Raw genomic sequence first — 24,114 nt, 5'->3', positions numbered from 1 at the left:
GGGACACCACCCATAACATCAGCATTAACACCCGCGGTACCGGACCGATCGGAAGAGGCGAACTGCCAAGTGGCCACCGAGCCATCAGACACCAATCCACTAGCAGCCTTCGGTGCGAACGAATGGCTGGTCGACGAGCTGTACGAGAAGTACCTGCAGGACCCGAATTCAGTGGATCCGGCGTGGCTCGACTTCTTCAAGAACTACAACCCAGGTGACGCGAAGCCGGTGACCACGACCCCGGCCGACGCTCCCAGGCCCGACGCGGTGTCAGAGAACAAGACTCCTGAGGCCCCGAGCCGCGGCACGGCAGCGTCCGCGCCCGCCTCGAGCCAGCCTGCAGCGGCGGCCGCCGCCGCAGCTCCCCCAGCCGCCGCTCCGGCCCCGGCTGCCGCAACACCGCCGGCCGCTGCGCAGGCCGCCGTGCCGAAGAGCCAGCCCGCAGCACAACCAGCAGCGAAGGCAGCGCCTGCCGCCGGCAGCGCGGTCCCGACCGGAGGCACGGTGAACCAGCCGCCCAGCGCCCAGCCCAAGGCCGCTCCCGCGTCCAGCAGCGACGCCGAGCGGCAGATCCTGCGCGGCGCGCCCGCGCGGACGGCGCAGAACATGGAGACCAGCCTCACGGTCCCGACCGCGACCAGCGTCCGGCAGGTCCCGGTCAAGCTGCTGATCGACAACCGCATCGTCATCAACAACCACCTCAAGCGCGCCCGCGGCGGCAAGGTCTCCTTCACCCACCTGATCGGCTGGGCGCTGGTGAAGGCGCTCAAGACGCTGCCCGAGATGAACGCGTCGTACGCCGAGACCGACGGCAAGCCGACCCTGGTGCAGCCGGCCCACATCAACCTGGGCCTGGCCATCGACATGCAGAAGCCGGACGGCACCCGGCAGCTGCTGGTGCCGTCGATCAAGGCCGCCGAGGACATGACGTTCGCCGAGTTCTGGATGGCCTACGAGGACATCGTCCGGCGGGCCCGGGACAACAAGCTGGCGCTGCCCGACTTCCAGGGCACCACGATCAGCCTGACCAACCCCGGCACCATCGGCACCCAGCACTCGGTGCCGCGGCTGATGACCAACCAGGGCTGCATCGTCGGCGTCGGCGCGATGGAGTACCCGCCGGAGTACCAGGGCGCGGCCGACGAGACGATGGCCAAGCTCGCGGTCAGCAAGGTGATGACGCTGACCTCGACGTACGACCACCGGATCATCCAGGGCGCCCAGTCGGGTGAGTTCCTGCGCCGGCTGCACCAGCTGCTGCTCGGCCAGGAGGGCTTCTACGACGAGATCTTCCAGTCGCTGCGGATTCCGTACGAGCCGATCCGCTGGGCCGCCGACCTCCCGCACAGCCACGAGGAGGACATCAGCAAGCAGGCCCGGATCCTGGAGCTGATCCACGCCTTCCGGGTGCGCGGCCACATCATGGCCGACACCGACCCGCTGGAGTACAAGCAGCGCAGCCACCCCGACCTGGACGTGGCCACCCACGGCCTGACCCTGTGGGACCTGGACCGCGAGTTCGCCACCGGCTCGTTCGGCGGCGCGGACCGCAAGTTCATGAAGCTGCGCGAGATCCTCGGCATCCTGCGCGACTCGTACTGCCGGACCACCGGTATCGAGTACATGCACATCCAGGACCCCGAGCAGCGCAAGTGGCTCCAGGAGCGGGTCGAGCGGCCGCACACCAAGCCGCCGCGCGAGGAGCAGCTGCGGATCCTGGCCAAGCTGAACGAGGCCGAGGCGTTCGAGACCTTCCTGCAGACCAAGTACGTCGGCCAGAAGCGGTTCTCCCTGGAGGGTGGCGAGACCACCATCCCGCTGCTCGACGAGCTCTGCGAGGAGGCGGCCGGGGCCGGCCTGGACGAGGTCGTCATCGGGATGGCGCACCGCGGCCGGCTGAACGTGCTGGCCAACATCGTCGGCAAGTCCTACGGGCAGATCTTCCGCGAGTTCGACGGCAACATCGACCCGCGGACCGTGCAGGGCTCCGGTGACGTCAAGTACCACCTGGGCGCCGAGGGCGAGTTCGTCTCCGAGTTCGGCGACAAGATCAAGGTCTCGGTGGCCGCGAACCCGTCCCACCTGGAGACCGTCGACCCGGTGCTCGAGGGCATCGTCCGGGCCAAGCAGGACATCCTGGACCGCGGCACCGCGTTCCCCGTGCTGCCGGTGCTCGTGCACGGTGACGCGGCCTTCGCCGGCCAGGGCGTGGTGGCCGAGACGCTGAACCTGTCCCAGCTGCGCGGCTACCGCACCGGCGGCACGATCCACGTGATCGTGAACAACCAGGTCGGCTTCACCACCTCCCCGGCCTCGTCGCGGTCGTCGATGTACAGCACCGACGTGGCCCGGATGGTGCAGGCGCCGATCTTCCACGTGAACGGCGACGACCCCGAGGCCTGTGTCCGGGTCGCCGACCTGGCCTTCGAGTACCGCCAGGCGTTCAACAAGGACGTCGTCATCGACCTGGTCTGCTACCGCCGCCGCGGTCACAACGAGGGCGACGACCCGAGCTTCACCCAGCCGCTGATGTACGACCTGATCGAGCAGAAGCGGTCCGTCCGCAAGCTCTACACCGAGGCCCTGATCGGCCGCGGCGACATTACGGTCGAAGAGGCCGAGCAGGCGATGCGGGACTTCCAGCAGCGGCTGGAGCGGGTGTTCACCGAGGTCCGCGAGGCGAAGAGCCAGCCGGACAGGCCGGCGCCGTACGTCACCGTCCCGGTGTACCCGGACAAGCCGGAGGGCCCGGACGCGACCGCGACCACGCCCGAGGTGCTGAAGAAGATCGCCGACGCGTACACCACGCTGCCGGAGGGCTTCACCGTGCACCCGAAGGTGCTGCCGCAGCTGCAGCGCCGGGCGTCCGCGATCACCCAGGGCCCGATCGACTGGGCCAGCGCGGAGATCACCGCGTTCGGCACGCTGCTGCTGGCCAACCGGCCGGTCCGGCTCGCCGGCCAGGACAGCCGGCGCGGCACCTTCGTGCAGCGGTTCGCGGCGATCATCGACCGGGTCAACGGCCAGGACTGGGTGCCGCTGCAGCACCTGGACGAGGGCCAGGCGAACTTCCACGTCTACGACTCGCTGCTGAGCGAGTACGCCGCACTCGGCTTCGAGTACGGGTACTCCGTGGCCCGGCCGGACGCGCTGGTGCTGTGGGAGGCGCAGTTCGGCGACTTCGTCAACGGCGCCCAGTCGATCATCGACGAGTACATCTCGTCCGGTGAGGCGAAGTGGGGCCAGAAGTCGGGTGTCGTGCTGCTGCTGCCGCACGGGTACGAGGGCCAGGGCCCGGACCACTCGTCGGCCCGGATCGAGCGGTTCCTGCAGCTGTGCGCCGAGAACGCGATGACGGTGGCACAGCCGTCGACGCCGGCGTCGTACTTCCACCTGATCCGCCGGCACACGCTCGGCGAGGAGCACAACCCGATGATCGTCTTCACGCCGAAGCAGCTGCTGCGGCGCAAGGAGGCGGTGTCGCAGCCGGAGGAGCTGACCCACGGCACGTTCAAGCCGGTGCTCGGCGACGCCGACGCCGAGGCGACCGCGGGCACCATCGAGCGCGTCATCCTGGCGTCGGGGCGGATCGTGTACGACCTGCTGGCCGAGCGGAAGAAGGCGGAGCCGGACAAGCTCAGCACCGCGGTCCTCCGGGTCGAGCAGCTCTACCCGCTGCCGGCCGAGGAGGTCTCCGCCGAGCTGGCCAAGTACCCGAACGCGACCGAGGTCCGCTGGGTCCAGGACGAGCCCGCGAACCAGGGCCCGTGGCCGTTCATGGCGCTGAACCTGACCGAGCACCTCGGCGGCAAGCCGTTCTACCGGGTCTCCCGCCCGGCCATGTCGGCGCCGTCGGTCGGCTCGCACGGTGTGCACCAGTCCGAGCAGTCCACGCTGCTGAAGCAGGCGTTCAGCTGACGTGTACTTCACCGATCGAGGGATCGAGGAGCTCGAGGGCCGGCGCGGCGAGGAAGACGTCACGCTGGCCTGGGTGGCCGAACGCCTCCGCGAGTTCGTCGACCTGAACCCCGACTTCGAAACCCCCATAGAACGCTTCGCCACCTGGCTAGCCCGCCTCGACGACGAAGACGACTAGTCTGAGCGAATGCCCTTCGCCAGTCAGCCCGTACGACGGGTTGCCGCGGCGGAGGGCATTCGTGCGTCCAGGCACTGGCCGCACACCATCCCGGCAGTACGCCAACTCCTCACCAACGGCCTGGACCTGGATCCTGGCGTCACGTTCCTCGTCGGCGAGAACGGCACGGGCAAGTCCACGCTGCTCGAGGCGATCGCCGTCGCCTACGGTCTCTCCCCGGAAGGCGGATCGACCGGCGCCCGGCTGACCACGCGGGCGAGCGAGTCACCACTGGCGGATGAACTCCTGCTGACGCGCGGCGTCGGGGGCAAGCGGGCCGGGTTCTTCCTGCGGGCCGAGACGATGCACGGGTTCTACACCTACCTCGAGCAGAATCCCGGCGCCCGGCCGGAGCCGGTGTTTCACGAGATGAGTCATGGTGAGAGCTTCCTCAGCCTGATCAACGACCGCTTCACCCGGAGCGGGTTCTACTGCCTGGATGAGCCGGAGTCGGCGCTCTCGTTCTCGAGCAGTCTTGCCGTGGTCGGCGTGCTGAATCGGCTGGCCGAGTCGGGTTCGCAGGTGCTCTGCGCGACCCACTCCCCGGTCATCGCGGCGTTGCCCGGCGCCACCATCCTGGAGACCGGTGACTGGGGCATCCGTCGTACGACGTGGGACGAGCTGGAGCTGGTCGCGAACTGGCGCGCGTACCTGGATGCGCCGGCTCGGTATCTACGCCACGTGCTCTAGTCCGTGTGGGGTGGGCGGGTTGGGCGGGGTGGGTCGGGGGCGAGGGAGCCGTCGGGGGCGATGTGTTCGAAGATCTGGTCGACCAGATTGAGGACGTGCGGGTCGTCGACGGTGTAGATGTGCCGCCGGCCCTCGCGGCGGGCCGTGATGATGCCGGCCAGCCGGAGCTTGCCCAGGTGCTGGCTGGCGGTGGCGATGCTGACGCCGGCCCGGTCCGCCAGTGTGCCGACGTCGTACTCGCCCTGGGCCGCCAGTGAGACCAGATGCAGCCGCACCGGGGCGGACAGCATGGCGAAGGTGCCGGCGGCGGATTCCAGCTGGGCCTTCGTGGGTTCGGGGAACGGAGTCGTCATCGCGCAGTCATTGTGACCGCTGGAGCGGTCAGGCGGGAGCGCGGCAGGCCGTCGTGATGACGGTCTCATACTTTCGCAATTGCGAAAGTATCAAAACGATGTCAGGCTGGAACCATGTTCCGAGCCCTCCGCCCCGTGCTGATGCTGCTCGCAGTGGCGATCCCAGCGGTCGCCCTCCGGCTCACCGGCACGCACCCGCCGGCCCTGGCGTCGCTGTTCGTCTTCGGCCTGGCCGTGGTCGCCGCGTCCTTCGTGCTGGCGTGGGCGGCCGAGGCGGCGGAGGTGGACATCTCCGGCGGCCTGGCCATCGCGCTACTGGCGGTGATCGCGGTTCTCCCGGAGTACGCCGTGGACCTCTACTTCGCGCACACGGCCGGCACCAACCCCGAATACGTGCAGTACGCCGCGGCGAACATGACCGGGTCGAACCGACTGCTCCTCGGCCTCGGCTGGTCGAGCGTCGTCCTGATCAGCTTGTACGTCGCCTCGCGCCGCAGCGGCCGTACGGTCAAGACCCTCGTCCTCGACTCCGGTTACCGCCGCGAGCTCGGCTTCCTCGCGATCGCCGCGGTGGTCGCCTTCGTGATCCCGGTGACCGGCGAGATCCATCTGGTGCTCGGCATCCTGCTGCTCGCGTTCTTCGCCTACTACCTCTACCGCGCCGCGGTCTCCGGGCACGACGACGAGCCGGACCTGATCGGCCCGGCGGCCACGATCGGCGGGCTGCCGACCGTGCAGCGCCGGATCACCGTGATCGGGATGTTCCTCGCCTCGGCGGGCGTGATCCTGGCGGCCGCGGAGCCGTTCGCGGACTCGCTGGTCGAGAGCGGGCACGCGCTGGGGATCGACCAGTTCCTGCTGGTGCAGTGGCTGGCTCCACTGGCCTCGGAGGCGCCGGAGTTCATCGTGGCGCTGCTGTTCGCCTGGCGAGGGAAGGGAGCGGCCGCGCTCGGCCTGCTCATCTCGGCCAAGGTGAACCAGTGGACCCTGCTGATCGGCAGCCTGCCGGTCGCCTACGGGATCGGCGGCGGGTCGACGGCGCTGCACCTGGACGGACGGCAGGTCGAGGAGTTCCTGCTCACCGCGACGCAGACGTTACTGGGTCTCGCCGTACTGCTGAGCCTTCGGTTCCCGCGGTGGGCGGCCTGGACGCTGCTCGGGTTGTTCGCGGTGCAGTTCGCCGTACCTGGTCAGACCGGGCGGTACGTGCTGAGCGGGATTTACCTCGTACTGGCGATCGTTGCCTTCACGCGGAACCGGCGCGAGCTGCTGCCGACGCTGACCTCCCCGTTCCGCCGTACGGAAAAGCCCGCCGACGCGAAGCGCGCCGACGAGCTTGTCGGGGTCTGAGGTTCAGCTGGCCTGCTGCTCCTCGACGATGGGGCGGCGGCGCTCCTGGGGGCCCGGGCGGCCGCGGCGGCGACCGTAGAGGAACTTCTCGCCGGCCGCGGTGCCGGTGAACTTGGTGCGGCGGGCCCACTCGCGGCACTCCTCGATCACCGGGCACGACGTCAGGCACACGGCCTGGGCCTTGCGCTGCTCCCACTGGCTGGCGGTCTCGTCGTACGACGGGGCCTGGCCGACGCACGCGGCCTTGGTCATCCAGCGGTCGGCGGGGTCGGCGATCACCGTCAAGGTCGGCCTCATGGGCACTCCTGCTCCTCATCGATCGGGCGGATCGAAACGTGCTGCGGTAGGAACAGAGTGAGCCAGTCGCGTTGCCCCGGTGCGACGCGAATGTTTCCGGCGTGAAACGTCATCCGGCACAAAAGTGCCGGTGGCACCAGGCACGGCCTAGCTGCGCACCATGCGGATCTCCGGGACGCCGAAGAAGGGCTCGTCGACGCGGGTGCCGTCTTCGCGGAAGCCTTGCCGGCGATAGAAGGCCCGGGCCCGCTCGTTGCCCTCCAGCACCCACAGGGTGGCCGGTTCCTTGCCAATGGCAACCTCCAGCAGCCGGGCGCCCAGGCCGGTACTCCACCAGGACTTGCGGACGTAGATCGCGAACAGCTCGAGCGGCGTGGGCGCGTCGTCGTCCCGGGCCGGGCCGGCCGCCGAGAAGCCGATCACCCGGTCCTCGACCCCGGCGGCCGGATCCGGGTCGATCGCGACCCACCGGATCCAGCCCTCGCCGAGCGCGTGCGACCAGCGTTCGATCCGGCGGTCGATGTCGCTGGTCCGCTCCGCGAGTACGTCGGGGTCCACCAGGCCGTCGTACGCCTCCCGCCAGCACAGCAGGTGACACCAGGCCGCAGCCTCGGCATCGTCGGTCGTCGCGCGGCGAATCTCCGGTTGCACTCAGACAGTAAAGACGATCTTCCCGAACACGTCGCCCTCATTCATCTTGGCGAAGCCCTTGCGGGCGTCGGCCAGCGGGAGCACCGAGTCGATGTGCGGCGAGATGCCGGCGTTCGCCATGAACTGGACGAGCTCAGCGAGCTCGGTCCGGGTGCCCATCGTTGAGCCCTGGACGCGCAGCTGGAGGAAGAAGATCCGGTTCAGCTCGGCCGACTTCGGCGCCTGTCCGCTGGTCGCGCCGGAGATCACCACGGTGCCGCCCTGCTTCAGCGACTTCAGCGAGTGCGACCAGGTCGCCTGGCCCACCGTCTCCATCACCGCGTCGACCCGCTCCGGCAGCCGGGCCCCGGACTCGAACGCGTCGTGCGCGCCGAGCTCCAGCGCCCGCGCGCGCTTCCCCTCGTCCCGGCTGGTCGCCCAGACGCGGATCCCGGCGGCGCGGGCCAGCGTGATCAGCGCGGTCGCCACACCACCGCCGGCGCCCTGCACCAGCACGGTGTCACCCGGCTTGAGCCCCGACTGGGTGAACAGCATCCGGTACGCCGTCAGCCACGCCGTCGGCAGGCATGCGGCCTGCTCGAAGCTCAGTCCGGCCGGCTTCGGCACCACGTTGTGCGCGGGTACGGCGACCTTCTCGGCCAGCGTCCCCTGGTAGCGCTCGCTGAGCAGCGACCGCTTCGGGTCGAGCGTCTCGTCGCCCTTCCACGCCGGGTCCGAGATCACCGCGTGCACGACGACCTCGTTGCCGTCCGGGTCGATCCCGGCCGCGTCGCAGCCGAGGATCATCGGCAGGCTCTTCTCGGCCAGCCCCACCCCCTTCAACGACCAGAGGTCGTGGTGGTTGAGAGCGGTGGCCCGGACGTCGATCGTCACCCATCCCTCGGGCACGGTCGGGTCGGGCCGCTCCCCCACCTCCAGCGCAGCGATCGGGTCGTCGGCGTCGAACTTGGCGGCGTAAGCAGCAAGCATGCGACCCAACCTACGCGCTGCCCCACCCCAAGTCAGTTACCGAATTCACCACGGGTCAGGTGCGGGCGACGCCGTCTGTTGCTGCGGCGGTGGCGACCGCGGCGGCTACTGCTGGGGCGACGCGGGCGTCGAAGGGGGACGGGATGATGTAGTCGGGGCGGAGGTCGTCCTCGGCGATCAGGTTGGCGAGGGCGTCGGCGGCGGCGAGCTTCATGCCCTCGGTGATCCGGGAGGCGTTCGCGTCGAAGGCGCCGCGGAAGATGCCGGGGAACGCGAGCACGTTGTTGATCTGGTTCGGGAAGTCGGAGCGGCCGGTCGCGACCACGGCGGCATGCCGGTGCGCGATGTCCGGGTGCACCTCCGGGTTCGGGTTCGCCAGCGCGAAGATCATCGACCCGTCGGCCATCCGCGCGATCGCCTCCTCGGGCACCGTCCCGCCGGACACCCCGAGGAACACGTCGGCGCCGTCCAGCGCGTCGACGAGCCGGCCGGAAAGCCCACCGGTGTTGGTGTCCCGGGCCAGCGACAGCTTCACCGGGTTCAGGTCCGGGCGGTCCTCGTGCAGCACACCCTTGCTGTCGACAACGGCCAGGTCGCCGACGCCGGCCTGCAGCAGGATCCGCGCACACGCGACCCCGGCCGCACCGGCACCGGAGATGACCACGCGGATGTCCTCGATCGACTTCCCGGTGACCCGGAGCGCGTTCCGCAGCGCGGCCAGTACGACGACCGCCGTACCGTGCTGGTCGTCGTGGAACACCGGAATGTCGAGCCGCTCCTTCAGCCGGCGCTCGATCTCGAAGCAGCGCGGCGCCGAGATGTCCTCCAGGTTGATCCCGCCGAACGTCGGGGCCAGCCGGGCCACGGTCTCGACGAACTCGTCCACGTCGGTGCAGTCGAGCGCGATCGGCACCGAGTCGACACCGCCGAACTCCTTGAACAGCAGGGCTTTGCCCTCCATCACCGGCAGCGACGCGGCCGGGCCGATGTCGCCGAGCCCGAGTACGGCGGTGCCGTCGGTGACGACCGCGACCACGTTGGACTTCCAGGTGTAGCGCCGGACCAGCGACGGGTCCTCGGCGATCGCCGTACAGACCCGGGCGACCCCCGGCGTGTAGGCCTTGGACAGGTCGGCGGCGTCGCGGACGTGCACCGACGAGGTGACCTCGATCTTGCCGCCGCGGTGCAGCTCGAAGACTGCGTCACCGGCGTACTGGTCGGACTCGGGAAGCGGCGTGGAAACGGACGGATGCGGCTGGGCGACCATGCGGGGACCCTTCGTAACAGCGAGATGGCGGTCGATTACAGTGAGTGGGCGGTTCGGTCAGTGGGTACGCCGAACAACGCCGTGGCCAGGGGGTCACCCGTCGCACCGAGTAAACCACACACCGCACTGGTCTGCTCTGTGAGGGTCCCCACAGGGTTCCGAACAGCCCCAACAGGGTGACGATGAGGTATCGGCCGGAGTCTGCTGCCGCCACCCGGCTGGTTGCTGTGTCAGGATGCGGCATCCGGCCCGGTTACCGTGCGGGACGGAATACAAGTTCCAGTGTCGAGGAGTAACAGCGATGAACATCGTCTCCACCCTCCGCAAGAGCCGCGCCCGCACCGTCGTCGCCGCGGCCGCAGTGCTCGCGCTCACCCTCTCAGCCTGCGGCAGTGACGACTCGGGCTCGGGGAGCAGCGGTGGAACCGAGGACAAGGCCGCCGCGGCCGGCATCACCCTGGTGAAGTCCGGCAAGCTGATGGTCTGCACCCACCTGCCGTACAAGCCGTTCCAGTACAAGGACGGCGCAGACGTCGTCGGCTTCGACGTGGATCTCCTCGACCTGGTCGCCAAGGACCTCGGCCTGGAGCAGGAGGTCGTCAACATCGAGTGGGCCCAGGTCACCTCCGGCGCCGCCTTCGCGGCCAAGAAGTGCGACATGGGCATGGGCGCGATGACGATCACACCGGAGCGGCAGGCCGCGATCAGCATCACCGAGCCGTACATGGACGCCACCCAGGTGCTGATGGTCAAGAAGGACTCCGGCATCAAGAGCCTGGCGGACCTGAAGGGCAAGAAGATCGGCGCCCAGGCGGACACCACCGGCAAGAAGTACGCCGACGACAACGCCGCGGCCAACGGCTACACGGTGATCCCGTTCAACGACCTGGCGCTGCAGACCAACAACGTCAAGTCCGGCCGGGTCGACGCCGCCATCAACGACAACGGCGTGCTCTACGACTTCGTCAAGGCGAACCCGGACATGGAGATCGCGACCGAGTTCAACACCGGTGAGCAGTACGGCTTCGCCGCCCTCAAGGACGGCAGCGGCCCGAAGCTGGTGGCCAAGTTCAACGAGCTGCTGGCCAAGGCCAAGTCGGACGGCCAGTACAACGAGATCTACAAGAAGTGGTTCGGGGTTGAGCCGAAGAAGTGAGCACGTCGACCGAAGCCGTTGAGCGGAAGGGGCTGAGCCCGCGGCAGCGGGCTCGGCGCTCGCGCGGGATCCAGTACGCGGTCCTCGTCGGCCTGGTCGTGGTCGCCGTGTTCACGGCCGACTGGGGCCAGATCGCCGAGGTCTTCTTCAAGCCGGAGTACATCAAGGCGGCGTTCGAGGACGGCCTGCTCCAGGCCCTGGTCAAGACGCTGGAGTACACCGCCGGCGCCTTCGTCATCGGCCTGGTCGGCGGCACCGTGCTGGCGCTGATGCGGCTCAGCAGCGTCGGCCCGTACCGGTGGCTCGCGACGGCGTACATCGAGTTCTTCCGTGGCCTGCCGGCCATCGTGGTGTTCATCGCCTTCAGCCTGCTGCCGCTGGCGTTCGAGGGCCTGACCATCCCCTTCGATCCGTACGGCGTCGTCTGGCTGGCGCTCGGCATCGTCGCCTCGGCCTACATGGCCGAGGTGATCCGGGCCGGCATCCAGGCGGTTCCGAAGGGACAGATCGAGGCGGCCCGCTCGCTCGGCATGCCGGCCGGGCTGGCGACCCGGAAGATCGTGCTGCCGCAGGCGTTCCGGATCGTGCTGCCACCGCTGACGAACGACCTGATCCTGCTGGTCAAGGACTCCTCGCTGGTCTTCATCATCGGCGTCTCGGCGGAAGGGTACGAGCTGACCGGCTTCGGCCGGGACCTGGCCAACACCTACTCGAACCTGACCCCGCTCGTCACCGCCGGCTTCTGCTACCTGATCATCACGCTGCCGCTGGGCATCCTGGTCCGCCGGCTCGAGGCGCGCGCTGCGAGGAGCCGCTGATGGCACTGGTCGAGATCAAGAACCTGCACAAGTCCTTCGGCAGCAACCACGTCCTGCGCGGAATCGACTTCACCGTCGAGCAGGGCGAGGTGGTCTGCGTCATCGGCCCGTCCGGCTCGGGCAAGTCGACCCTGCTGCGCTGCGTCAACCTGCTCGAGCAGCCGCAGGAGGGGCAGGTGTTCGTGCGCGGTGACGACATCACCGATCCGGACTGCCACCTGGACGCCGCCCGGCAGCAGATCGGGATGGTGTTCCAGCAGTTCAACCTGTTCCCGCACCTGAACGCGCTGGCCAACTGCACGATCGCCCAGACCACCGTGCTGAAACGCAAGCCGGCCGAGGCGGACAAGATCGCCCGGGCCAACCTGGAGCGGGTCGGCCTGAGCGAGAAGGTGCTGGCGTACCCGGCACAGCTGTCCGGCGGTCAGCAGCAGCGGGTGGCGATCGCCCGGGCGCTGTCGATGGACCCGGCGCTGATGCTGTTCGACGAGCCGACCTCGGCGCTCGACCCGGAGCTCGTCGGCGACGTGCTCACGGTCATGCGCAAGCTGGCGCTGGACGGGATGACGATGCTCGTGGTCACCCACGAGATGGCGTTCGCCCGTGAGGTCGCCGACCGCGTCGTCTTCATGGACGGCGGTGTCATCGTCGAGCAAGGCCCGCCGGCCGACGTGATCGGCAACCCCAAGCACGAGCGCACCCGCACGTTCCTGCGCCGGGTGCTCGACCCGACCCACGTCGAGCCGACCAGCTGACGTTCGTTCGCCGCGGAGGCCCGGTCTTGTCCACAAGGCCGGGCCTTCGCCGTGCATTGCGGCGTGTGAGAGTGGAAGATGTACGGCGTGGTGGGACGATCGCCCGCCGGACTCGAGGGAGGCAGTGTGGGCAGCAGGGGACGATCCGCCGAGGTCCGTCTGAGTATTCCGGCGGACAGTGCGTACATCGCCGTACCGCGGTCGGTGGTGGGCAACCTGGCGGCCCGTAACGACTTCACCGTGGACGCGATCGACGACCTGCGGATCGCCGTCGACGAGGCGTGCGCGCTGCTGCTGCCGCAGGCGTCCGACGGCGTGCTGGACTGCGTGTTCGAGATCGACCCGCCGCAGCTGACGGTGCGCACCAGCGCCGTCGTGCCCAACGGCTGGCGTCCCGACACCTCGTCGTTCGGCTGGACCGTGCTGACCGCGCTGGTCGAGTCCGCGGCCGCCGAGACGATCGACGGACGGCTCACCATCACCGTGACGGCGACCGCCACGGCCACGGAGACCCTGTGAGCGAGCGCAGCGAGCGAGCGATGAATAGAGCACCGTTGTCGGTCACGCTGGAGCCGAGCGCCAGCGAGGCGGAGGCGTGACCGAGGACCTGACCCTGGGCGAACCTCAGGACTCTCCAGATCTGCGTACGCGGACGGCCGACTTGTTCCGGGCGATGTCCGCCGCCGACGGCCCGGGGGACCCGGCGTACGGCGGCGCCCGGGACGGCCTGGTCGCGTTGCACATGCCGCTGGTGGAGCACCTGGCCCGCCGCTTCCGCAACCGCGGCGAGCCGTACGACGACCTCGTCCAGGTGGCCACCATCGGCCTGATCAAGGCGATCGACCGGTTCGACTCCGATCGCGGCGTGGAGTTCTCGACGTACGCGACGCCGACGATCCTGGGCGAGATCAAGCGGTACTTCCGGGACAAGGGCTGGGCCATCCGGGTGCCGCGGCGGCTGCAGGAGCTCCGGCTCTCCCTGACCGCCGCGACCGCCGAGCTGACCCAGGAGCTGGGCCGGGCCCCGACCGTCGCCGAGCTGTCCGACCGGCTGGGCCTCTCACCGGACCTGGTGATCGAGGGGCTGGAGTCCGCAAACGCTTACAACACGCTGTCCCTGGACGCCCCGGACCAGAATGAGACCGACGCCACGACGGTCCTGGACGGCCTCGGCGGCGAGGACGAGGCGCTGGAGAGCGTGGAGTACCGGGAGTCCCTCAAACCGCTGCTGGCGCAGCTGGACACCCGGGAGAAGCGGATCCTGACGCTGCGGTTCTTCCGCGGCATGACGCAGTCCCAGATCGCCGACGAGATCGGCATCTCCCAGATGCACGTCTCCCGCCTGCTGGCCCGCACGCTCACCGAGCTCAGAACCGGCCTGCTCAAGGAATAGCTACAGGACCGGGCGGTCCTTGGTGGGGTCGTCCGCGAGGGCTTCGGTGGAGGCCTTCCGGAAGATCGCGACCAGGACGAAGAGGGCCGCCAGGGCCAGTGCGACGGCGATCGGCTTGGTGCCGCCGCCCCAGAAGCTGTACGCGACCAGGATCTGGATCAGCTGCGCGAACACGGCCGGCCCGCGGCTCCAGGTGGACGCGCGCGACAGGCCGCGGGCGACCAGGCCGAGGCCCACGCCGTACAGGATGAAGAACGCGGTGGTGGTCAGCCCCATGAAGAGCCGGGAGCCTTGGATCGTTAATGCTTCGGCAATTCCGAGAACGACGAGCACGAGCCCTTCCGCAGCCACCACAGCCGCGGCTAGCTTGAGCGGTCTCGGTACGGCGGCAGCTGGGGGGTCGGTCGGCACTTCGCCAGCTTAGTGCCCCGTGCCGTTCGAGTAGTTCGGGCGCAAGGGACGACCACCCCCTCTTCCTGCGAGCCCAATCCTCGCGGGAACCCCAGCCCCACAGGGATCTGAGGTCGTGCGTAACCAAAAGGCCGTTGGATCGGTTACTTGCAGTGAACGGGTGAGTGCAAGAACGAGTCTCTGTCCGGTTACCGGACGGGGTGAACGGCTGCGCACCGGTTCGTAGTGTTAAGGAAGTGTTGTGATCGGATCGACAACTCCAGAACCCTTGTTTCACTCAGCCGAGATTGGGAACATGGTCTCGTTCGTGAAAACGTTCACAACACGTTCCTGGATCGAACACCCTCGCACCTCGAACCCCCTGTGCGAGCTGAACGACGAGTAAAGCCGCGCTGACTGGGCACAGACCAGGCTCACAGCGTATGACAACTACTGAGAGAGATGGGATCCGCCATGGATTGGCGCCACCGGGCCGTTTGCCTCGATGAGGACCCGGAACTGTTCTTCCCCATCGGCAACACCGGGCCCGCGATCATGCAGATCGAGGAGGCCAAGCAGGTGTGCCGTCGCTGCGACGTGCGCGAGCAGTGCCTCGCGTGGGCGCTGGAAGCCGGCCAGGATCACGGAGTCTGGGGTGGGCTGAGTGAGGACGAGCGCCGCGCTCTGAAGCGCCGCAACGCTCGCGCCCGCATCCGCACCGCCTGAGCAAGATCTTCGAGGCCCCGCGGAGAATCCCGCGGGGCCTTTCGCTTTCCCCTGCAAGTTCCCCGGCAAGCTTCGGCGCTACTCCTTGACCGGAAGGTCGAGGGTGACCTGAGCGCCGGACTTCCCGTCATGACGGGGCCCGAAGTCGAGAGTCCCGTCCAGCTCACCGATCACCAGGGTGCGGACGATGGACAGGCCGAGGTTCCCGGACAGCTCCGAGTCGAAGTTCGCCGGCAGCCCTTGCCCGTCGTCGATCACGGTGACGTGCAAGCGGCCGACCGAACGCTCGGCCCATAGCTCGATGGTGCCGCTGGCCGTACCACCGTCACGCGACCGGAAAGCGTGCTCCACCGAGTTCTGCATCAGCTCCGTCAGCACCATCGCCAGCGGGGTCGCGATCTCGGAGTCCAGCACGCCGAAGCTCCCGGACCGCTTGGTCTCGACCGAGGTGGCGACCGTGGACACGTCGGCCACCATCGCGCCGACCCGGTCGGCGACGTCGTCGAAGTCGACGTGCTCGTCGAACGACTCCGACAGCGTCTCGTGCACGATGGCGATCGACCCGACCCGGCGGACCGCCTCGGCCAGCGCGGCCTGGGCCTCCGGCACCGTGATCCGCCGGCCCTGCATCCGCAGTAACGCCGCGACGGTCTGCAAGTTGTTCTTGACGCGATGATGAATCTCCCGGATGGTCGCCTCCTTGGTGACCAGCTCCCGCTCCCGGCTGCGCAGCTCCGTCACGTCCCGGAGCAGGATCAGCGCCCCCACGTGCTGCCCCTCGGCGCGCAACGGGATCGCGCGCAGGAACAGCGTCGCGTCGGCGTTCTCGATCTCGAGCTCCTTGGCCGCGCGCCCGGTCAGCACCGACGCCAGCACGTCGTCGACCTTGTGCCCGCTGTGCAGCAGCTCGCCGGAGATGTCCTTCAGCCGGCTGCCGACCAGGTCGGTGACCAGTCCCATCCGCCGGTACGCCGACAACGCGTTCGGGCTCGCGAACGTCACCATCCCGTGCCGATCGACCCGGATGCACCCGTCGCCGACGCGTGGGGTGGTGGACAGCAGCCGCTCCCCGCCGTACGGGAAGACGCCGTCGGTGATCATTCGGGCCAGGTCGGTGGCGCTCTGCAGGTAGGCGATCTCCAGCCGGGACGGGGTCCGGACGCCGAGCAGGTTGGTGTTCCGCGCGATCACCGCGATCACCCGGGTGCCGCGCCGGACCGGGATCGTCTCGACCCGGACCGGCACGTCGTCGCGCCACTCCGGGTCGCCCTCGCGGCAGATCCGGCCGCCGTCGTACGCCTGGTCCAGCAGGTGCCGGCGGCCGCGTGGGATGAAGCTGCCGACGATGTCGTCCAGGTACGCCGTCGGGCCGGTGGTGGGCCGCATCTGCGCCCCGGCCCAGAAGCCGAGGCCCTCGGTGTCGGGCAGCCAGAGCACCAGGTCGGCGAACGACAGGTCGGCCAGCATCTGCCAGTCGGAGACGAGCAACTGCAGGCGGTCCAGGTCGGCCTGGTCCAGGGTGGTGTGGTTACGGGCCACGTCGGTCAGAGACGGCACGGTTCGATGCTACCGACGGCGTATACCAGTACCCGCGGAGGTCCACTCGACAAGTGGGTGTATCTAGGTGTTGATTGATCAGGCACGGATGAAAGGATGCTTCGGTGGAGTCGACGTACTGGCAGGACGTGATGGCCGCGGACTACGCGGTACCGCGCGACCGTGGTCTGACCGACCTCACCGAGGAGCTCGTCCGCGGCCTCGCCAGCACCAACCCGCAGATCCGGGACGCGCTGGCGTACCCGACGCTGGCCACCTGGCTGGAGCGCGGGGTGTACGACGACCTGCTGCCGGGCTTCGGCGACGGTCTGTGTGCCGGCCTCGCCTACGGCCTGGGTGAGGACGGCACGGACACCGTCTTCCGGCGGTCGTTCACCGCGCTGACGCTGGCGGAGGTGATCCACCGCGACAACGCCGAGTTCCTGGTGCACGACGAGGTGGTGATGCGCTGGGGCGACCGGCTGGCCACCTGGCTGCTGCGGGAGCGCGACCTGCGCGGCTACGTGCCGGACTGCGGGTGGGCGCATGCCGTTGCCCATGGCGCGGACGCGATCGGCGCGCTGGCCCGGTCGCGGCACTGCGACACCGGGGTGCTTCGGGCGCTGCTCGACGTACTGGCCGACCGGATCGTGAAGGACACGCAGTACCGCTGGGTGCACGAGGAGCACGACCGGGTCGCGCACGCGGTCATGACGATCCTGCACCGGAACATGCTGACCAGCGACGAGCTCGAGCGCTGGCTGAAGCCGGTGGCCGCGGCTGCGGCCCAGCAGCCGCTGATGCACGAGACGTTGCCGGAGTGGCCCACTCCTCCGGTCTTCAACGCCCGTGGTGTTCTGCACGTCCTGCTGAGCCAGCTGGCGATCGGCGTGAAGGGGTTCCCGATCCCGGGTGACGACGAGCTGTTCGGCCGGCCGATCGAGGCCCGGGCCGACATGCTGCTGATGCTCACCGAGGCCGTGCAGGCCTCCCAGCCCTACATCTACCGCCCGGCCTCTACCCAGTCTTAGGTACAGCCACAGTCGCGACGACGGCACGGTGATCGCTGCCCTCGATCGCGTACGTCGTGAAGCGCCCCGGCTCGAGTTGCCGGGTGATCAGCACATGGTCGATCTGCGACCGCGTGACCGCCGGCCGGTCCGACGGCCAGGTCCCGACGAGGCCTGCGCCCGTCAGCGACGCGACACTGCGGCAATTCGAGCCGAGCGCGTACCGGAAGTCCGCGTGATCCGTGGTGGCGTTGAAGTCGCCGGCCACGATCGTCGGCGGATTCTGCGCGCACCACTGCCGGAGGACGTCGAGATCCTGCTTCCAGGTGGTCACTTCGGCCGGCAACGGCGGGAAGCCGTGGTACGCGATCAGCCGCACGTCACCGAGGTTCCCGCCGGTCACGATGATGTGCCCGAACGTCGTGGCGAGCTGGTCGGCCTGGAAACGCACAGTGCCCAGTGAGGACGACACCAGGACGCTCGTGGCGCTCTCGACCGCCTTGCTCGGCTGCAGCGTGTAACCGTTGTACGCAAGGCCCTGCAGGTGTGCCCGGATGTCCTCGCGGACGTCGACCTGTGCCTCCGGCAACGAAACCAGGTCGGGCCGGCGCTCCCGGATCACCTTGGCCACCGCACCGGCGTCGGCGCCGCCGCCGAGCACGTTGGCGACCATGATCGTCAGCACCCGCGCGCCGTCCGATGGCGGGTCCGCGTCGGAGAACTGCCGCGGCGCCGTCAGCACCGCCCCGGTCAGCGCCAGGCCCAGCACGAGTACGGCGGCGATGCGCCAGGCCCGCCGTACCAGCATGAGCAGGCCGAGCAGCAGCAGAACAGCCAGTCCCTGTGGGCGAAACGCCACAAGTTGCGTGAAAGGGGTGACCTCGTCTAGGCCGTACAGCTCCGGATACAGCGGGACGGCAACGATCAGCAGAAAGAGAACGGACAGCACGACCCGCCGTACGAACCATGCTCGTTCGTTGTCCATGAACCACCCTGGTACGAGTGCCTGATGTTACCCGGCACTTAGATCTGGTCCCGTGTCGGGTCGAACGGTAGCGTGCTCCGTTGCGCCTGTGTCCCGAGGAGGTTTGCAGTGTCCCGATTGTCCGCGGTCAGACCCGCGTACTGGATCTCCGGCGTTCTGCTGGCGATCGCGGTCGTGGTGCCGCTCCTGGTGTCGACGTACGCCAGGGACGAACCCCGCCTGTGGGGTTTCCCCTTCTTCTACTGGTACCAGTTCCTCTGGGTCTTCCTCTCCGCCGGCCTGGTCAGCATCTGCTACAGGCTGGTCATCACCGAGGAACGCAAGCGACGGGCGGCGCAGGGCCTTGGTGACCCTGACAAGCCGGCTGCGGCGAAGGAGGGCGAGCAGTGAACCACACAGTCGACTGGGTCCAGCTCACGATCGTCGTACTCATCTTCGGCGCCGTCACCGCGATGGGCTTCATGGCCGCTCGCTGGCGCAGCACCGGCAACCTGGACAACCTGGACGAGTGGGGTCTGGGCGGCCGCGGGTTCGGCACCTTCGTCACCTGGTTCCTGCTGGGTGGCGACCTCTACACCGCGTACACGTTCATCGCCGTACCCGCCGCGATGTACGCCACCGGTGCGATCAGCGGTTTCTTCGCGGTGCCGTACACGATCGTGGTCTACCCGATCATCTTCATCTTCATGTCCCGGCTGTGGTCGGTCTCGCACCGCAACGGCTACGTGACCCCGGCCGACTTCGTGCACGGCCGCTACGGCAGCAAGTCGCTGTCGCTGGCGGTCGCGGTGACCGGCATCCTCGCCACGATGCCGTACATCGCCTTGCAGCTGGTGGGTATGCAGGCCGTGTTCGAGACGATGGGCCTGGGCGGCGACAACCTGCTGGCCAAGGACCTGCCGCTGCTGATCGCGTTCGCGGTGCTGGCGGCGTACACGTACTCCTCCGGCCTGCGGGCGCCGGCGATGATCGCGTTCGTCAAGGACGGCCTGATCTACCTGGTGATCGCGGTCGCGATCTTCTACCTGCCGCACGTGCTCGGCGGGTGGGGCTCGATCTTCGACGCCGCGGAGGCCAAGCTCACCGCGACGAACCCGAACACCGGCAAGCCGGTGGGTGCGTTCATCCCGGGTGAGACGGGCTACTCGGCGTACTGGACGCTGGCCCTGGGCTCGGCGATGGCGCTGTTCATGTACCCGCACTCGGTGACCGCGGTGCTGTCGACCAAGAACCGCAACATCGTCCGGCGGAACGCCGCGATCCTGCCGGCGTACTCGCTGCTGCTCGGCCTGCTCGCGCTGCTCGGCTTCATGGCGATCAAGGCCAACGTGGACGTGAAGGGCCTGGACGGCATCGCGAACCCGCAGCTGGCCATCCCGCGGCTGTTCGACCAGGAGTTCCCGTCCTGGTTCGCCGGGATCGCGTTCGCGGCGATCGCGGTCGGGGCGCTGGTGCCGGCGGCGATCATGTCGATCGCGGCCGCGAACCTGTTCACCCGCAACATCTACCGCGACTTCCTCAAACCGAACGCGTCGCCGGCCCAGGAGGCGAAGGTCTCCAAGCTCGCGTCGCTGGTGGTGAAGCTGGGCGCGCTGGCGTTCGTCCTCACGCTGGACAAGACCCTCGCGCTGAACTTCCAGCTACTGGGTGGCATCTGGATCCTGCAGACCTTCCCGGCGATCGTGGTCGGTCTGTACACCAGATGGTTCCATCGCTGGGCGTTGCTGGCCGGCTGGGCGGTCGCGATGGTGTACGGCACCCTCGAGGCCTACAACGTGGTCAACCCGGCGACCGGCAAGCACTTCGGTGGCTCGGTCACGAACATCCCGTTCACCGACACCCAGGCCTACATCGCGTTGACGGCCTTCGGGCTCAACCTGATCGTGGTCGTCGTGCTGACGCTGGTGTTCCGGGCGGTGAAGGTGCCGGACGGTGTGGACAGCACGCACGCGTCGGACTACCGCGCCGACCAGGGCGACCCGGGGGTGAAGGACCTTCCGGAGCTGCTCGACGAGGGCGGCGCGGCCTCGGCCAAGTCCTGAGCCGCCGATGGCGGTCCCTTCTCCGGAAGGGGCCGCCATCACTCTTTGCCGTTATGTCGACACGCTGCGGGATCAGCTTGCCCGGGATTCCGGGTCCGGCGCGGCAGAATCGCGAGGGTGCTGCTGGTCCTCCTCGTCATGGTGCTCGCCGCGGGTGCGGCCTGGGCAACCGGTGGACGCCTCACCAGCCTGGCCGGCAACTCGCTGACCGGCGTGCACTGGCTGGCCGCCGCCGCGATCGGCCAGTTCCTCGGCGCGATCATCGGCAGTACGGCGTACCCGGTCGGGCTGGTCGGGTCCGCGGTCTGCATCGCGGTCTTCCTCCGCCAGAACCTGCGGCATCCCGGTGTCGGACTGCTTGCCCTGGGCTTCTTCTGCAACGCCTTGGTGGTCGCCCTGAACGGCGCGATGCCGGTCGACGCCGACGCGCTGGCCCGCGCCGGCGTCGGGCCCTTCACCGGCTCACCGCGCCACGAGTTGTCCGATGCGGCGACCAGGTTGCCGTGGCTCGGCGACGTCGTACCCGTTGCGCTTCCCGGCCTCGGTCAGGCGGTCAGCCCGGGAGATGTCTTGATCGCCGCCGGAGCGGGCCTTCTGCTGTACGCCGGAATGGGCGGTTCGCACCGTATCCCGGCCACCGAGGCGCCGGTCTGGGGCGACCTGAAGCCTTGTGCGGGAACGCCTGCACTGCTTCGCCTAAAAGCGGAAGCCCCGGCCGATCACCCTCCTGAGTGACTCGACCACCACCGGGTCGTACTCCGCCCCGATCCCCAACCCGATCGACTCCATCGCCTTCCCCGGCGACTGCCCGGTCCCCTCACCGACCAACTGCTCATAGGCCAACGCCACATTGACAATCCCACTCTCCAAGGGAATGTCGGCGTTCTTCGCCCGGCCCCGCCGGTACGGATCATTGGAGTGCCGCACGATCTCGGCCACGCGATCGAGCACACCGGACCGTTCGATGACCGACGCACCGATCTCCGCCGCCCGTTGCCGCTCTTCCCTTGTCCGCAGCAACGAAGCCCCACCAGGACTGGGATCGGACAACGCCAACTGTCCCACCCCGGACAGCAGTGCGGCGTACTCCAGCGCCTCCATTCGTGGCGGAGTCAGCCCCAGATCGTGGCCCAGCGCAACGGCCAGCTGCGCCGTTCGTGCGTTCTGCCCCGGACTGCTGAAACCGGCGATCTCCGTACTCCGCGCCATCGACCGAACCGTGGTTCGATACGTCCGCTGCGCCGACGCGAACCGCCGGAAGGCGAACTGGGTCAACAACAACGGCACCACGACCATCGGCACGGCCCACAACCCGAGCAGCGACGTGCTTGCGGCCAGGAGGACACCGCTGATACCCATCGCCAGCCCGATCCTCGCCAGCACCACCAACTCGTCGCGCAGGGCAGCCGGGAACGGCCGGTTCGACGCCTCGGTCATCTGCCCCGCGCCGACCAGACCGTCGCTCAAGGCGGCGGTCAGCACAGCGAGGAACATCGCCGCGGTGATCGGCAGCGCGTGCGACCAGGTCCCGTCCCACTGCAGGTGGTTCGGAAGGACGACCGAGAACACGGTCGCGGCCGCGGCCACCGAGATCACCCGCCGAGTGGAGATCACCAGATCCCACCGAAGGCCGGCCACCGTACGCGGAATGACGCCGGCGATCGTGGCCACCGTCACTACGGTGATGATCTGGGCGACATCCGGCACGACCGGCACCTCCGGCCCGCGCAGGAGCGCGTAGGCCAAGGCGGCGCTCGTCGCGATCGGCGCCCGGTTGCGGCTCCGGTCCACCCGGAACTGCACCATCTCCCCGACCGCGATCAGCAGCCCGAAGGTGATCGCGAAAGACCAGCCGGTGACTCCCCGCTCGATGGTCAGAACCGTGGCCGTCACCCCGAGGACGGCCCCGACCAGCAAGATGGCGATCCCGCTGCCGGAGATCCGGACCTGATAGTTGCCCTGCACGGTGCTCATCCGTCGGCCGGTCCGGCCGCCGACCCCGACGCGCCGCCACCACTGCCGAGGCTGAGGTCGTCGTGGTCGATGCTCACCTCCACGTTGGCATCCGGGGCCGGCTGGTCCGCAGCCGCGTTCCAGCCTCGCTGCCGGATCACTTGGACGAACGAGTCGACCAATTGCGGATCGAAGTGCGTGTAGCGGTCCTGCAGCAGGATCTCCAGCGTCTCCTCGACGCCCCGGGCCGGGCGGTACGAGCGCGTCGAGGTGAGGCAGTCGAAAGCGTCCACGATGCCGATGATGCGAGCGAAATAGGGGATGTTCTCACCGGCCAACCCTGCCGGGTAGCCAGTGCCGTCGTACTTCTCGTGGTGATGAAGGACCGCCGACTTCACTTCTTCCAGGAACGGGATGTTGCCGATCAGCTCGACTCCCCGCGCCGGATGCAGGCGGATGGCGTCCATCTCCGCGTCGTCCAGCCGGCCGGGCTTGCGAATGATGCTGGTCGGCACGCCGACCTTCCCGACATCGTGCAGCAGTCCGGCATGCTCGAGGGCGCTCTGGCGATCCTGGTTCAGCCCAAGCTGCCTGCCGAGCATCCCAACCCCTTCACTGACCCGCTCCGAGTGCCCGCGCGTGTACAGGTCCTTGGCCTCGATGACCTGGATGAACGCTCGCATGGTCGCCGCCTGAGCCAGCCTCTCTGCCTCGTACTGCGACAGCGCCCAGCGGGCGACGACCAGCGGACCGAGGATGAGCACGCCGGCGAAAATGCTCAGGCCACCGATCCACACCACGGCCATCGACAGACCGAGCAGTCCGTAGCCGAGCACCGGGAGCGCGGTCGTGCGGACCACGTGCCGGAGAAACTCCTTCACGGCATTCGGTCCGCGCTCGAGACTGAGCACCATGGAGACGAGCACGGCGTTCACGAGCTGGAGCGCGACGCTGGCGGCTGTCGTCGCGATGAGGGCGTCCGGGACCCGCGCGAACACCTCCTCGCCGACCGGCCCGTCCAAGGCCGCGTAGGCGATCGCCGCACCGGCGGCGGACACGACCCGCTGCGCGCTGTTGAAGATCCGCTTGATCGCCGGGGCCGGCGCCTGGACGAGAGATCCGGCGGCAGCGACGATGACCGCCGCCGCGGGCCCTGCGATCACGTAGACGGCAACCAATACGACGGAGACCAGTTCGATCTGGCGCTGAGTGTGCACCGATCGCAGCGAACTGGCGACGAGCGCGACCAGGCACAGCCCAGCCACCACCAGTGGATTTTGTGTCTCGGAGATCGCGAGCCCCAGCGCGACCAGGGCGATGACGGCAGTTCCCGCGACAGCAGAACGCAACATCCTGACACGGGGGCGCCACGTCATCTCATGCCCTCCATGACAGAAGGATCACCAGTCCCAGACGTCGCCGAACATACTACGTCACCTCCGATCAGCGGGTCGCTTGTCTTGCGCCCACTCGGCGGGCGCAGGGGGGCCAGACAGCACATCGCTGACTCGACTTGAATTTTGCTCATCAGGGCTGCGCCGAAACACTGTAAGCCAGACCGTGACCCGCCGCACGAACTGAAGAGTCTCCCGCGATATGAGAGACTGTGACTCTTTGCAGTTGTAACAAGGAGGCTTA

The 24,114-nt window shown here is 68.6% G+C and carries 24 protein-coding genes; 14 read left to right on the top strand and 10 right to left on the bottom strand.

Features of this window, described 5'->3' with window-relative positions; genetic code table 11:
- The first annotated feature begins 69 nt into the window (after positions 1-69).
- The 3 genes from ACIBGM_RS34995 to ACIBGM_RS34985 are packed head-to-tail and all read left to right on the top strand — an operon-like array spanning position 70 to position 4,825.
- The gene (locus tag ACIBGM_RS34995; protein WP_396387969.1) at positions 70-3,918 is read left to right on the top strand and encodes a multifunctional oxoglutarate decarboxylase/oxoglutarate dehydrogenase thiamine pyrophosphate-binding subunit/dihydrolipoyllysine-residue succinyltransferase subunit; all 3,849 of its coding nucleotides are present in this window, start codon (positions 70-72) and stop codon (positions 3,916-3,918) included.
- A gap of 1 nt (position 3,919) precedes the next feature.
- The gene (locus tag ACIBGM_RS34990; RefSeq protein ID WP_360365326.1) at positions 3,920-4,096 is read left to right on the top strand and encodes a DUF6104 family protein; all 177 of its coding nucleotides are present in this window, start codon (positions 3,920-3,922) and stop codon (positions 4,094-4,096) included.
- Positions 4,097-4,105: 9 nt separating this feature from the next.
- Positions 4,106-4,825 carry an AAA family ATPase gene (locus tag ACIBGM_RS34985; protein ID WP_396387968.1) on the top strand — a complete coding sequence of 240 codons (720 nt, stop codon included), beginning with the start codon at positions 4,106-4,108 and terminating at the stop codon, positions 4,823-4,825.
- Here ACIBGM_RS34985 and ACIBGM_RS34980 read toward each other — a convergent pair.
- A complete protein-coding gene (locus ACIBGM_RS34980; RefSeq protein ID WP_396387967.1) occupies positions 4,822-5,178 on the bottom strand; it encodes an ArsR/SmtB family transcription factor in 357 nt (118 codons plus the stop codon). The two genes, ACIBGM_RS34985 and ACIBGM_RS34980, sit on opposite strands and share 4 nt — an antisense overlap.
- A 114-nt stretch (positions 5,179-5,292) precedes the next feature.
- Between ACIBGM_RS34980 and ACIBGM_RS34975 the strand changes: the two genes are divergently transcribed.
- The gene (locus ACIBGM_RS34975) at positions 5,293-6,528 is read left to right on the top strand and encodes a sodium:proton exchanger (RefSeq protein WP_360532782.1); all 1,236 of its coding nucleotides are present in this window, start codon (positions 5,293-5,295) and stop codon (positions 6,526-6,528) included.
- Between the two features lie 3 nt (positions 6,529-6,531).
- Here ACIBGM_RS34975 and ACIBGM_RS34970 read toward each other — a convergent pair whose 3' ends face one another.
- The 4 genes from ACIBGM_RS34970 to ACIBGM_RS34955 all read right to left on the bottom strand — a co-directional run bounded on the left by ACIBGM_RS34970 (position 6,532) and on the right by ACIBGM_RS34955 (position 9,712).
- Complete coding sequence (locus ACIBGM_RS34970; protein WP_360532779.1) at positions 6,532-6,825, bottom strand: WhiB family transcriptional regulator; 294 nt, start codon at positions 6,823-6,825, stop codon at positions 6,532-6,534.
- A gap of 147 nt (positions 6,826-6,972) precedes the next feature.
- Positions 6,973-7,476 carry a GNAT family N-acetyltransferase gene (locus ACIBGM_RS34965; protein WP_396387966.1) on the bottom strand — a complete coding sequence of 168 codons (504 nt, stop codon included), beginning with the start codon at positions 7,474-7,476 and terminating at the stop codon, positions 6,973-6,975.
- A complete protein-coding gene (locus tag ACIBGM_RS34960; protein WP_396387965.1) occupies positions 7,477-8,445 on the bottom strand; it encodes a zinc-binding dehydrogenase in 969 nt (322 codons plus the stop codon). It lies immediately after the preceding gene.
- Positions 8,446-8,500: 55 nt separating this feature from the next.
- Positions 8,501-9,712, bottom strand: coding sequence for an NADP-dependent malic enzyme (locus ACIBGM_RS34955; RefSeq protein WP_396387964.1), 1,212 nt, complete (start codon positions 9,710-9,712; stop codon positions 8,501-8,503).
- Between the two features lie 301 nt (positions 9,713-10,013).
- Here ACIBGM_RS34955 and ACIBGM_RS34950 point away from each other — a divergent pair, with 301 nt between their 5' ends.
- From ACIBGM_RS34950 to ACIBGM_RS34930, 5 genes are all read left to right on the top strand, one after another.
- Positions 10,014-10,868: an ABC transporter substrate-binding protein gene (locus ACIBGM_RS34950; RefSeq protein WP_360532767.1), complete on the top strand. Its 855-nt coding sequence runs from the start codon at positions 10,014-10,016 to the stop codon at positions 10,866-10,868.
- Positions 10,865-11,686 carry an amino acid ABC transporter permease gene (locus ACIBGM_RS34945; RefSeq protein ID WP_360532764.1) on the top strand — a complete coding sequence of 274 codons (822 nt, stop codon included), beginning with the start codon at positions 10,865-10,867 and terminating at the stop codon, positions 11,684-11,686. Before ACIBGM_RS34950 ends, ACIBGM_RS34945 begins: the two co-directional genes overlap by 4 nt.
- On the top strand, positions 11,686-12,441 hold the full coding sequence (locus ACIBGM_RS34940; protein WP_360532761.1) for an amino acid ABC transporter ATP-binding protein: 756 nt from the start codon (positions 11,686-11,688) through the stop codon (positions 12,439-12,441). Before ACIBGM_RS34945 ends, ACIBGM_RS34940 begins: the two co-directional genes overlap by 1 nt.
- A gap of 126 nt (positions 12,442-12,567) precedes the next feature.
- Positions 12,568-12,960, top strand: coding sequence for an anti-sigma regulatory factor (locus tag ACIBGM_RS34935; protein ID WP_360532758.1), 393 nt, complete (start codon positions 12,568-12,570; stop codon positions 12,958-12,960).
- A 76-nt stretch (positions 12,961-13,036) separates the two neighbouring features.
- Positions 13,037-13,834, top strand: coding sequence for an RNA polymerase sigma factor SigF (locus ACIBGM_RS34930; RefSeq protein ID WP_396387963.1), 798 nt, complete (start codon positions 13,037-13,039; stop codon positions 13,832-13,834).
- Here ACIBGM_RS34930 and ACIBGM_RS34925 read toward each other — a convergent pair whose 3' ends face one another.
- Complete coding sequence (locus ACIBGM_RS34925; protein WP_360532752.1) at positions 13,835-14,110, bottom strand: hypothetical protein; 276 nt, start codon at positions 14,108-14,110, stop codon at positions 13,835-13,837. It abuts the gene before it with no gap.
- Positions 14,111-14,698: 588 nt separating this feature from the next.
- Between ACIBGM_RS34925 and ACIBGM_RS34920 the strand changes: the two genes are divergently transcribed.
- Positions 14,699-14,950, top strand: coding sequence for a WhiB family transcriptional regulator (locus ACIBGM_RS34920; RefSeq protein WP_012922773.1), 252 nt, complete (start codon positions 14,699-14,701; stop codon positions 14,948-14,950).
- A 78-nt stretch (positions 14,951-15,028) separates the two neighbouring features.
- Here the strand turns inward: ACIBGM_RS34920 and ACIBGM_RS34915 are convergent, their stop codons facing one another.
- On the bottom strand, positions 15,029-16,507 hold the full coding sequence (locus ACIBGM_RS34915; protein WP_360532749.1) for a histidine kinase N-terminal domain-containing protein: 1,479 nt from the start codon (positions 16,505-16,507) through the stop codon (positions 15,029-15,031).
- Between the two features lie 104 nt (positions 16,508-16,611).
- Between ACIBGM_RS34915 and ACIBGM_RS34910 the strand changes: the two genes are divergently transcribed.
- Positions 16,612-17,517, top strand: a complete 906-nt coding sequence (locus ACIBGM_RS34910) for a DUF2785 domain-containing protein (RefSeq protein WP_396387962.1) — start codon at positions 16,612-16,614, stop codon at positions 17,515-17,517.
- On the opposite strand, the gene ACIBGM_RS34905 is transcribed toward ACIBGM_RS34910, so the two are convergent.
- The gene (locus ACIBGM_RS34905) at positions 17,504-18,481 is read right to left on the bottom strand and encodes an endonuclease/exonuclease/phosphatase family protein (protein ID WP_396387961.1); all 978 of its coding nucleotides are present in this window, start codon (positions 18,479-18,481) and stop codon (positions 17,504-17,506) included. The genes ACIBGM_RS34910 and ACIBGM_RS34905 overlap by 14 nt on opposite strands.
- 108 nt (positions 18,482-18,589) lie before the next feature.
- Here ACIBGM_RS34905 and ACIBGM_RS34900 point away from each other — a divergent pair, with 108 nt between their 5' ends.
- The 3 genes from ACIBGM_RS34900 (at position 18,590) to ACIBGM_RS34890 (ending at position 21,258) form a co-directional block, all read left to right on the top strand.
- Positions 18,590-18,871 (top strand): DUF3311 domain-containing protein, encoded by a 282-nt coding sequence (locus ACIBGM_RS34900; protein WP_396387960.1) that lies wholly within the window; start codon positions 18,590-18,592, stop codon positions 18,869-18,871.
- Positions 18,868-20,523: a monocarboxylate uptake permease MctP gene (gene mctP / locus ACIBGM_RS34895; protein WP_396387959.1), complete on the top strand. Its 1,656-nt coding sequence runs from the start codon at positions 18,868-18,870 to the stop codon at positions 20,521-20,523. Before ACIBGM_RS34900 ends, mctP begins: the two co-directional genes overlap by 4 nt.
- Before the next feature lie 117 nt (positions 20,524-20,640).
- The gene (locus ACIBGM_RS34890) at positions 20,641-21,258 is read left to right on the top strand and encodes a DUF5317 domain-containing protein (protein WP_396387958.1); all 618 of its coding nucleotides are present in this window, start codon (positions 20,641-20,643) and stop codon (positions 21,256-21,258) included.
- Here ACIBGM_RS34890 and ACIBGM_RS34885 read toward each other — a convergent pair.
- Both ACIBGM_RS34885 and ACIBGM_RS34880 read right to left on the bottom strand, forming a co-directional pair.
- Positions 21,220-22,497, bottom strand: a complete 1,278-nt coding sequence (locus ACIBGM_RS34885; RefSeq protein ID WP_396387957.1) for an HD-GYP domain-containing protein — start codon at positions 22,495-22,497, stop codon at positions 21,220-21,222. The two genes, ACIBGM_RS34890 and ACIBGM_RS34885, sit on opposite strands and share 39 nt — an antisense overlap.
- Complete coding sequence (locus tag ACIBGM_RS34880; protein WP_396387956.1) at positions 22,494-23,828, bottom strand: HD-GYP domain-containing protein; 1,335 nt, start codon at positions 23,826-23,828, stop codon at positions 22,494-22,496. The genes ACIBGM_RS34885 and ACIBGM_RS34880 overlap by 4 nt, the downstream gene beginning before the upstream one ends.
- Positions 23,829-24,114: the final 286 nt, after the last annotated feature.

The sequence above is a fragment of the Kribbella sp. NPDC050470 genome (assembly GCF_044458365.1).
In the GTDB taxonomy this organism is placed as follows: Bacteria; Actinomycetota; Actinomycetes; order Propionibacteriales; family Kribbellaceae; genus Kribbella.
This window is presented reverse-complemented; position numbering and strand designations above follow the sequence as displayed.